This window comes from Williamsoniiplasma lucivorax ATCC 49196 (genome assembly GCF_000518285.1).
Lineage (GTDB): Bacteria > Bacillota_I > Bacilli_A > Mycoplasmatales > Mycoplasmataceae > Williamsoniiplasma > Williamsoniiplasma lucivorax.
Map to the genome: position 1 here is coordinate 1 of NZ_JADH01000020.1, position 11,089 is coordinate 11,089.

An 11,089-nucleotide genomic window follows, 5' to 3' on the forward strand; every position below is an offset into this window, starting at 1 on the left:
TGTAGGGTACCCTTTTTCGGGACACACATATTTTACAACAGTGTAATCCGTTTATTATTGTAAAAATTACAATAATGTTTTAAATTGAGTGAATATTCATCTAAAGTTGTATAAACATGACTTTCTTTTAAGGCTTCTCTCTTTAAAGTGCTTCAAAAACCTTCGATAAAACCATTGTCAGTTGACTTACCAACTCTTGACATACTTGGTTTGAAACCAAATCAAGTTAGGATTAATCAATATTGATATGATTTAAATTCAGACCCATTATCTGAATGAATAATAGAATTTTTTTTAAATGAACCAAATTCATCAACCATTTTTAAAAAGGATTCCATTACTAATTCCATACCTTTGTATGGCTTAGTAACCACACCAAAGACTTTCTTTTGTTTAATATGATAAAAAGCACATGTGTATCATTTTTCTTTTCCATAGTTTACTTCAGTAATATCAGTTGAAAAGACATCACCAAATTTTGTTAAATCCATTTTTGGTTTAATAATTTGCTTATATTTGCCTTCTTGTTCTGGAATTGGTGACTTTTCTTTTTTAGGAGGATGTGAATTATTAGGTTTTAAATTATAGAAAATCATGTATCTACGAGCTTTTTTGACACTTATACCTAATTCTTTAGCAATTCTTTTAGGCCCATATGTATTACCACTATCTTTAAATTCTTGATCAATTTTCAAGACCAATTCGTAGTTAATACAACGATTTATAGGTTTATTTTCTTTTAATCAACGATAATAAACTGTTTTGGAAAGTCCAAACAATTGGCACAATGTTCTAATTGGAAGTTCCTTTTTTTCAATGTAAAAGTTTGTGATGACTATACATTTATAAATATTTAGCTCTCATTTATTTACTTTTTTTTATCAATTTCTCTTTTTAAAAGGCGAAATAATTCTTGTCTAGTTTCTAGTTCTAAGTTTGCTCGTTTTAATTTCTTGATTTCCTTTTCTAACTCTTTAATTTTTTGGTCTTCTACTTTTTTAGTTCCTGATAAACCCTCAGAACCAAATTTATCATATTGTTGCACTCATTTTGAAAATGCTTGATAAGTGACGTTGTATGGAACCACAAAATGGCGCATTTCTAGCTTAGAATTTTTAAATTCTAAAATCATATTTTCTTTTTCTATTGGACTGTATTGTCTATTCATAATAAAAACCTCTTTCGTTACATATAATTTTACAATCACTTTATTGTGATTTAAATTATGTGTCCCGAAAAAGGGAACCTTACACTAATGTTAATTTCCTTATGATTATAAACACTTTTAAAAAGAATAAAATTCATGGTTAGCTCTTCTTTGTAATGATATTAACTTGTGTTTTGGCATAAAAAATTCCACGCTTTCTTTTTGATTGTATAGCATTATTTTTTCCATGTTTAATTTACAATAGGAAGGAAAAGTGCAATTCAACCAGCAATTAATTGTGGCTTAATAGTCTGGATAATAAAAATGTGGATGACAGAAATTATTGAATTTCTATAATTCAAGATAATTCTTAGTAATTATTGGTAAAAGGTTTGTTTCATCGGGAACATACAACGGAAAGTTTATACTTTCCTTTTTTTTGTTGCATTTTGTACTTATTTCACAAAACTTAGTGAAATTTAGTTGTAAGGTCTGGATAATATAGTTTCAAAATCTCATTTAAAATTAATACTATTTTTATATATAATTGTTATATAGAAAATTTTTCAATTAAAAATAAGAAGGTATTAGGATGGCAAAAACAAATTTTATAACAGAATTTAATTTTGAAGAGGATATTGAATTAGAGTTAAAGAAATTAGGATGAGAGAGTATTTCTGATTTTAATAGAAAAGATAATCAAGAAGTTTTTAATTACAAATTATTAACTGAAAAAATTCAAGAGATTAATCGAGTTAATGAGAAAATTGCCATGCAAGCAATTCAAGAAATTAAAAAGATTTCTGATGATTTAATCAGTATGAATATTCAAGGTCATTCAATGCTGGTAAATGGGATTAAAATCTTTGATCAAGAACAAGACCGAACTTTAACAATTAAATTAATTTCTGAAAATACAAATGAAAACACTTATCAACTAATTAGACAATTTAATGTTTCAAATGGTACAGATCAACGTTTGCCTGATATTGTTTTATTTGTTAATGGTTTGCCAATTGTTATTATGGAATTGAAATCACCTTTAGCCAATGAAAAAATTGAAGATGCATTTAAGCAAAATGAATCATTAAAACGTCATTGTCCAAAATTATGGACATTTAATATGATGAATTTTTTATCAAATGCAATAATGACAAAGTATGGTTCAATAACTTCAAGTTATAAATATTTTTATGGATGAAATAAAGAAAATAATAATAATAATAATAATAATAATGCAAACCCAATAGAGTTTTTGTTTAAAAAAGAAAAGATTTATCAAATTATAAATTTATATTCATTTTATACAAATGAACAAAATCCTGTTAAATATTTGGCAGCACCTCATCAAATTAAAGCGGTGCAAAAAACTATTGATAAATTGAAAAAAACCAATGATAATCGTGGTGGTGTTGTTTGACACACTCAAGGATCTGGTAAATCTGTAACAATGCTTTTTTTAGCTAAAGCAATTACTAGAGAGTTTAACCAACCAACAATTTTAATGATTACAGATAGAAATGATTTAGATAAACAACTTTTTCAAAGATTTTTAAATGCTGAAAGTTTTTTAAGAAATAAAGCAGAAGCAATTACTTCAAGACAACATTTAGTTAATGAATTAAATGATAAAAAACATTTTGGAATTTATTTTTCAACAGTTCAAAAATTTGTTGAAGAAACTGGTGTGTTATCAAATAGGGATGATATCTTTTTATTAGTTGATGAAGCTCATAGAACGCAAAATAATTTAGATGGGGAAAGAATTTTATCTAAAGAAAAAGAAGAGTGATTGTTAAAATTTGGTTATGCCAGATATATGAGAGATGCTTTTCCAAATGCTAAGATTACTGGTTTTACTGGAACACCTTTGATGAAATTTGATAAAAATACTAAAGATATTTTTGGAGAATATAATGACATTTATTCAATGCGTGATGCAGTTAATGATGGGGCAACTGTGCCAATTTATTATGAGTTAAGAAAAACTAAAATTGATTTAAATCCAGAACAACTTGAAATTATGGATCAAATTCAAGAAAAGTATACAAAAACTCTAGATTTTAATGATTTATCTTCTGAACAAAAAATTGAAACTTTGCTTAAAAATGTAAATTCTTCTTTAATTTTTGAAGATCCAAATATTATTCACAAAAAAGCAGTCGATATGATTAATCACTTGAAAAAAAGAACAAATATTTTACATGGTAAAGCAATGATTGTGGCCAATAGTCGAAAAGCTGCTTATATTTATTATCAAAATATAATGAAAGAATTTCCTGAATATCGTGATCAAGTTATTTTGGTGATGACAGAATCAAATAACAAAGATAAAAAAGAAATGGCTGATGCAATTGTTCCTAAAGCAAAAATTAATGAAGTGGCAGTTGAATTTCGGAAACCAAATTCAAAATATAAAATAGCTATTGTTGTCGATATGTGATTAACTGGTTTTGATGTTCCTGATCTTGATGTGATGTATTTAGATAAAATTATTAAATGACATAATTTAATGCAAGCTATTGCTCGTGTAAATCGAGTTTATGAAGATAAAGACACAAAACAAATTAAAGTTTCTGGATTAATTGTTGATTATATTGGGATTTGAAAATTTTTAGCTGATGCATTATTACAATATAATGCAACAGATATTCAAGATGACATTAGCATTGAAGATGTCCATATAGCCCAAGAAAAATTAAATGAGGCATTTCAAATTCTTAATGAAAATTACATTCCAGGAATTACAAAACTTGGTTCTGGAACATTAAATGAATCTTTTAAATATATAATGAATGCTTATGAAAATATTTTGAGCCTATCTGTTGAAGAAAAAAATAAGTTTATCAAATTAGCAAGAAAAATAAATCGTTTTTTTAAAATTGCTTATTCAGTCATTACAGAAGAAGAAGCAATAATGGCAAAAGGTGTTGAAACAATTAATAGTTTATTAACAGTATCAGTTACTCAAAAGGATGAAACCTTAAACTTAACAATTGATAGTATTAAACAAGCGGTGGCTGATATTGTTGATACTTCAAAAACAGATATTCAAATTCTAGAAAGTAAAATTTCAAAAGATATTAATAAGGTTTCTGAAATTTTAGTTGAAGAAGCTGAAAACTTAATGAAAACTTCACCAAGAGTTTCAGCAGAATTATTAAGACACTCAATTGAAGCACAAATTATGCAAATGGAACATACAAGACCAGTTTTTGCCCAAAAAGCATCAGATAAATTACGTGATATTGTGAATGAACTCTCAAAATCTGAAAAATTAGACAATGTTATTGAAATGTTAAAACAATTAGCAAAAGAAGTGACTAACAAACAAAATGAAGAACCAGAATTTAAAGATCCTCAACTTCAAGCTTTTTTTGAAGTTTTGGCTGATGATGAATATTTAACACATAACAATAACTCAGAAATCTTACAAAGAATAGCTAAAGAACTAATGGAAAGTGTCAAAGAAAATATTACTGAACAATATCACAACAATGAGTCTATTAAGCATAAAGTGAAACTTGCTTTAATCAAATTATTACAAAACAACTATAATTATCCACCCAAAAAATTAGAGGATACATCAGGAATTTTCGTTGATGAAATTACTAAACAAATCAAAATCAATGAAGGTTATTTCAGAAAGGATGACTAAAATGGCAATTAATATAAATGAAATAGAAAATAAATTATGAGCGGCTGCTGACATGCTGAGAGGTAATATGTCAGCAGAAGAATATATGCATACAATTCTTGGGATTCTCTCATTAAAATATATCTCTGATCGATATAAAGTGGGGTATGCTAAATTAATTAATGATGGATTGGACTTAGATCTAATAGATGCCAAAACATTTTATTATGGTTACAATTCTTTTATTGTTGATGAGCAAACTTCATGAGAATACATCATGAAGTTTGCTAATTCTCCTGAAATTGGAGAAAAAATAGATAATGCTTTTTTAAAACTAGAAGAATCAAATGAAATGTTACGAGGGATTTTTAGTAAAAACTTTAACAAAGAAGGTGTTGATCAAGTGAAATTGGGAAACGTTATTAAAATCTTTTCTGATGAAGATTTTTCAGGAGCCCAAGAAGAAGATTTAATTGGAAGAATTTATGAATACTTTTTAGGTAAGTTTTTTAAAGACCGTGGACAAAAAGGTGGGGAATTTTATACTCCAACTTCAATTGTTCAATTAATGGTTAATTTAATTAAACCAACAAAAGGAACAATTTATGATCCTGCTTGTGGTTCTGGAGGGATTTTAATTCAATCAAAAAGATATATTGAAAGTCATGATGGAAATCTTGATGATGTCACAATGTATGGGCAAGAATACAATAATGTTACTTGAAAATTAGCTAAATTGAATCTTGTTCTACATGGATTTACTTTATTTGATACTGATGGAAATGGAGTTTTAGGTCAAAGATCAGCCGATACTTTTACAGATGACCAACATCGAAATAAGAGATTTGATTTTGTAATGGCCAATCCTCCTTTCAATATGAAAGAATGAGGTCAAGAACAATTATTAGATGACCCAAGATTTAAATGAGGAGTACCACCTAAAGGGAATGCCAATTATGCTTGATTATCACATATGGTCTCTAAACTTTCATCTAAAGGAAGAGCAGCTATTGTTTTAGCCAATGGTTCTCTATCTTCTTCACAAAAAGCTGAAAAAGACATTAGAATTAAATTTGTAGAAGATAATAAGGTTGATGCTATTATTGAACTACCAGATAAATTGTTTTATACAACTGGAATTCCGGCCTCAATTTGAATTTTTAATAACAATAAAAAAAATGACAATATTTTAATGGTTTCAGCATCTAGTTTAGAAGGAAATATGTTATCCAAAAAATTAAGAGAATTAACAGATGAAAACATTGCAAGTATTGCAGATTTATACAGTGAACATTTACTAGGAAATGAAATTAATCAAATTGGTTTTGCCAAAACGATTAGTAAAGAGGAATTGGTTGAAAATGATTATTCATTTGTTCCAGGACGTTATGTCGGAACAAATGAAGAAGTTATTGATAAAACAGTCGTAAGAGAAGAAATTAAAAAAATTGCAGGTGAACTTTCAAAATTAATGAAAGAATTTAGTGATTCAATTCCCGAAATTGAACAAGCAATCGAAAAAGCACTTAAGTCTAATGAAGACTAAGTGCTTTTTATTTTACTAATAAATTAATTAACGAAGTTTTAAGTTGTTCTAATTTGCCTGTTATTTTGGAAATTAAAATTAAACTTTCTAAAAAAGTATCACAAACATATGGATCAGATTTTAAGTGAATCATTTTTTCTTTTGCAGAAGAAGCGTGTTTTATTGTTGTTCCTTTGGAACACATTTGAATTATGTCTTGATTAACTTTTGCTATTAAATCAATGTAAATTTGCCCTTTAGAAATTACGTTAGATTGCAAATTATAAACATATCCATTGTAGCCTTCATTTGCATATGACACTCTTCCTGGAGTGCCATCTAAAGAAAGCAAGATGTCACCATAAAATGTGTTTGGTGGAACATCCACATATTTGGTTATGCTTCCCAGTAATGATTTTACATCTAAAAAAGGTGTACCAAATGTTTTGAATTCATTTGAAGATAGACTTTTTCCTTTTACAAAATTAACATGGTCAATTAATTGAGAATTATACTTAAGTCTATTTGCATAATGGTCTTTGCTTAAAAAATTTATTTTTGTTTTTCAACAATTTATTGTGCTAATTAAATTTTCGATTGGTTCAATAATGTCAATTATATTTTGGATGTCAGTTTTTGCATTTTCTAATGAATCTATTCTTACACATTTTGAATACTTCAAAAAAAGATCTTCTTTTGGTTCAATAATGTCAATTATATTTTGTTGTTCTATTAATGAAGGTCAATCCTTTTTATGAATTATTCAATCAAAACTTGATAAACGCAGTGAAGGAACAGTAGAACCCACTGAATATTTTGAAAAAATATTTTGATTCTTTCTTAAAAATCAAAATAAATATTTAGTTATTATACTTAAATTATCACTTCTTAAACAATAAGCTCTTTGATGCAAATCAAATTTACCCTTATAGTATTTAGGTTCAAAATTACCCTCGCCAGGTACTATTGTATATTCTCCTTCAAACAAATACTTATTACTTTTTTTCACTATCTGAGATCTATCAAAAAAAAGGTAATCTCCATCTGTTTTTGCATCTTCAGTATTTGATTTACCAGTTTTGATTATAATAGCCATTAAAAAACAGCAAATTATAAAAATTTGCTGTAGATTTGTCAATTTTGTTCAAAAGATAAATTTAAATATCTAAATGTTGTTTCAATTTTTTCATGTCCTAATTGCAACATTACCATTTTAGGATTAGCGCCAGCTAATAGCATATGTGTAGCATATGATCGTCTAATTGAGTGTGGTGTGTAATTCTCACCCAAGATTTCTTTGACTCATAGTCTTAAGGTTTTTGTTGTATATTTAAAATCATTCATTAATTTAGTTGTTTCAATTTTATGAAAAATTTCTCTAATTTTATTCCCTTTTCCGATAATTTTTAATGTTTTCTCTTTGATTTCAATAATATTTTTTAATTCAGATGCTCTAATCCCTGTTTCAAAAAGAAAACGGATAATAATCTTTTTTTCAATCAATATTTCAGAATCTTCTGCTTTTATTTCTGTTTTCTTTATAAGAAAAGATTTTTTAAAAACACTTCTATAGACTTTAGAAATTCTAGGTAATTTAATTTCTTTTAAATTTTCTAGTCTTTTATCTTTTGCTCATCTCATATAAGAACAAATAACATTGTAATGTGTTCATGCTGTGTTTGGCGAATTAAAATGTGTTTTAATTTTATTTTTAATTCTCGTAATATTTTGATAATCATTTTTGTATATATTCAAAATGCTTTTATATGTAATAATTGTGTTTATTGAATAATTGTTCTTTTTTAAATAGTTTAAATATTGTTTTTCATTCATTTTTATACCCCCATTTTATTATCTATATCTATGTGAATTGATGGTAAAATTAAATAAGAAATGAGGTTTTTTAATGGCTATTTATAAACTTGGAGATATTTGTGATGTAAAAAACGGTTCGACACCGAACACACAAAATAATGAATTATGAAAAAAAGAAATACCATTTTTAGGCCCAGCAGACTTACTAACCAAAGAAAATACAAGATGAATTACAAAGCAAGAAAATAAAACAGTTAAAGAAGGAAGTGTGTTAATTTCAACAACTGCTTCAATTGGAAATATAATGTATGTAGAAAAAGAAAGTTGATTTAATCAACAAATAACTAGTATTACTGTAAAAAAAAGCACAATTTTAAATTCAAAATTTTTGTTTTATTATTTTTTAAAAAAGAATGAGTATATAAAAAAAATTCAAGATGGTGGATCTATTTTTCCAATAATTCATACATCAACATTTAGAAATTGAAAAATAAATATTCCTTCAATCGAAGAACAACAAAATATAATTGACATTATTGAACCCATAGAAACTTTAATAGATAATATAAAATCTCAAATATCAATTCTTAAAAAAATAATGATTAAACAATATAATGTTTTGCAAACCCATGAAGTAAAATTTGTTGACTTTATTTCTTTGCAAAACAATAAGTGAAGCGATGAAATCACTTATCTAGCAACTAATGCTGTTGGAGAATTTTATATTGATAGAACAAAATTGATTGACATCAGTGTTAAAAGACCATCTAGAGCTAATATAAAACCAAAAAAAAACACATTTCTAATATCTAAATTAGCTGGTGAAAATAAGATGTACTTTTTCAATGATGAACCAGAAGAAGTATTTTCAACAGGATTTTATAATTTTTCAACAAAGTATGTTGATCATATAACAAGTTTTATTTTGTCTGACCATTTTCAGGTCCAAAAAAATGAATTATCAACAGGAACAACTATGCAAGGTATTAACAATGATGGATTATCAAACATAATGATGAAAAAACCAATTGTAAAAGAAAATTCAATTTCTAAAACAATATGTAATTTAAATCTTTTATTGGAAAAATTAACAACTTTACAAAATGCATGCATTAGATTATTAATTTAAGCAAAAAGTTTATTATGGTCATATTAATGCTTTTAAACAATTATTAATATGTAAAACAATAAATGAAGATTGTGTTTATTTTCGCTTTCTTGAAAAAGGCAAATGCTAAACGTTGCACAGGTTATTATATTTTTTTATTTTTTTGTCTTAATTATATGATAATTAAATTAAGAGGGAATTTTATGAAAGAAATTTTTAACGAATTAATTAAGAAAATTGAAAATGTTATTTCGATTTATAATGAAAAAAGCAAAAGGATAAATACCATAATTCAAAATCAATTAGATGATAAAACTGTTAATTTTTTAAATGAAAGGACAATAGCTTATGAAATTACAAAATCACTGGAAGACATTATTTCAAAGAATATGTTAACTTAAGGACACCACTTTAGAATAAGTTGATCTGTTTGCGTTAACTAGATTATACATTGATATCTTGAACACATTTCATGAATTTATGAATTCTTGAAATGTGTTTTTGAATTCCTCTAAAGAATTGAAATACTTCCCATATTGTTCTATAAAAGAGTGTTTCACTCACCCATTTAAAGATTCAGTTCAGGGGTTATGTTTGAATCCTGCTTTTGACATTGAATGAGTATAATTATTGGCTTCTTTTTCTAAGTTATTAATAATTTCACAGACAAATGCTGACCCTCGATCAGTTTGAATGATAGCATTTTGAACATCGTTTGCTTTTATGTAAGCTGATGTTTTCATAAAAACTTGATAAGCTGAATTTGATGTTTCACTAAATTCAGCATGGAATCCAACCACTGTTTTAAATCTTAAATCATAGCTAATGACAATCACTGGTTTTTTGTGAGTGCCTTTAATGACAACTGGATAGTGAACTCCATCAATACCAAAAGCATTTTTTCCTTCAATGCTATTTAATAAAAGATCTTTTTTGGTAAATTTTTCTTTACGGTCATTACTGTTATATTTAGTTTTTTTTCGATTAACATGTTTAAATTGGGCTGGGTATTTATTTTGAATTTCTCTGATTTTTGGAATTGAAATTCTAACTCCAAACATAAAGAATATTAGTTGATTCAAATCAGCAGCAGATATTGGTTTATTATGGACTTTATAAACTTTGTTTAGTAGTTTCTTCGCATTTGGGGCGACTTTTCCTTGGTATTTCTTAAATTTTGGCATTGGTTTTACACCATTCCTCACATCTAAAAAATTAGGCCAACAATGCCTTTTTTTAAATTCAATAAAACGTTTCTTGGTAATATTGAAAAATTTGATTAGTTTGTTTTGTGAAATATTAATTCTTGTTAGCAATTCATAACATGCAATATAAGCATAATGTTTATAAATTTTAGTGTTCTCAATAATTAATTTTTGCTCCTCACACTTACTTAGATTTTTTTGATTTATCAGATTTGCGCAAGAAGCTTTGGACTTTTCCAAAACTTGATTTTTTGTTTTTAGAATATCAATTAGTTGTTTGTCTAACTCCTTTTCCTTTTCTAAAGTTTTCACTTTAGATTGAGATTCTTCTAGTGCTTTAACTAATTGGGCAATTTGCTTTTTATCTTGATTTTCTTTATTTTTCATGATATTTTTTTGACCCTCTTGCTTTTCTTTGTTCATATTATAATAAACATCAGGGTAAAATTTCCTAAATCAAGAATAGACTTGTTGAACTCCTCCACTTAATTCATGTTTTTTGGCAAGATCAGTTGCTTTCTTACCATTGAAATACTCTTTAGCTATTTTTCTTTTAAATTGATCAGAATATATTTTTCTAATTTTCATTTTTCCTCCTTACGCAAAAGGACACCTCCTTTTTCAAGGCGGTGTCCTTAACATACTCTAATCT

General features: G+C 26.5%; 9 protein-coding genes. 4 read left to right on the forward strand and 5 right to left on the reverse strand.

All coding sequences use genetic code 4. The features are described from left to right. Positions 1-32: 32 nt before the first annotated feature. Both P695_RS0104505 and P695_RS0104510 read right to left on the reverse strand, forming a co-directional pair. Positions 33-779 carry a DDE-type integrase/transposase/recombinase gene (locus tag P695_RS0104505; protein ID WP_028126637.1) on the reverse strand — a complete coding sequence of 249 codons (747 nt, stop codon included), beginning with the start codon at positions 777-779 and terminating at the stop codon, positions 33-35. Positions 780-868: 89 nt separating this feature from the next. Beyond that, positions 869-1,168: a transposase gene (locus P695_RS0104510; protein ID WP_028126638.1), complete on the reverse strand. Its 300-nt coding sequence runs from the start codon at positions 1,166-1,168 to the stop codon at positions 869-871. A gap of 571 nt (positions 1,169-1,739) precedes the next feature. Between P695_RS0104510 and P695_RS0104515 the strand changes: the two genes are divergently transcribed. Both P695_RS0104515 and P695_RS0104520 read left to right on the forward strand, forming a co-directional pair. After that, on the forward strand, positions 1,740-4,805 hold the full coding sequence (locus P695_RS0104515) for a type I restriction endonuclease subunit R (RefSeq protein WP_028127047.1): 3,066 nt from the start codon (positions 1,740-1,742) through the stop codon (positions 4,803-4,805). A gap of 1 nt (position 4,806) precedes the next feature. Then, on the forward strand, positions 4,807-6,330 hold the full coding sequence (locus P695_RS0104520) for a type I restriction-modification system subunit M (RefSeq protein WP_028127048.1): 1,524 nt from the start codon (positions 4,807-4,809) through the stop codon (positions 6,328-6,330). Between the two features lie 7 nt (positions 6,331-6,337). Here the strand turns inward: P695_RS0104520 and P695_RS05925 are convergent, their stop codons facing one another. Beyond that, a complete protein-coding gene (locus P695_RS05925) occupies positions 6,338-7,405 on the reverse strand; it encodes a restriction endonuclease subunit S (protein WP_028127049.1) in 1,068 nt (355 codons plus the stop codon). Positions 7,406-7,419: 14 nt separating this feature from the next. Continuing rightward, positions 7,420-8,142 (reverse strand): tyrosine-type recombinase/integrase, encoded by a 723-nt coding sequence (locus P695_RS0104530; protein ID WP_035026574.1) that lies wholly within the window; start codon positions 8,140-8,142, stop codon positions 7,420-7,422. A gap of 73 nt (positions 8,143-8,215) precedes the next feature. On the opposite strand from P695_RS0104530, the gene P695_RS05930 reads away from it, so the two are divergent. Together P695_RS05930 and P695_RS0104540 are read left to right on the forward strand one after the other, a co-directional pair. Further along, positions 8,216-9,253, forward strand: coding sequence for a restriction endonuclease subunit S (locus P695_RS05930; RefSeq protein WP_051437398.1), 1,038 nt, complete (start codon positions 8,216-8,218; stop codon positions 9,251-9,253). Between the two features lie 182 nt (positions 9,254-9,435). Beyond that, positions 9,436-9,633 carry a hypothetical protein gene (locus P695_RS0104540; RefSeq protein WP_028127051.1) on the forward strand — a complete coding sequence of 66 codons (198 nt, stop codon included), beginning with the start codon at positions 9,436-9,438 and terminating at the stop codon, positions 9,631-9,633. On the opposite strand, the gene P695_RS0104545 is transcribed toward P695_RS0104540, so the two are convergent. Then, positions 9,625-11,025, reverse strand: a complete 1,401-nt coding sequence (locus P695_RS0104545) for a hypothetical protein (RefSeq protein WP_028127052.1) — start codon at positions 11,023-11,025, stop codon at positions 9,625-9,627. The genes P695_RS0104540 and P695_RS0104545 overlap by 9 nt on opposite strands. Positions 11,026-11,089 lie beyond the last annotated feature (64 nt).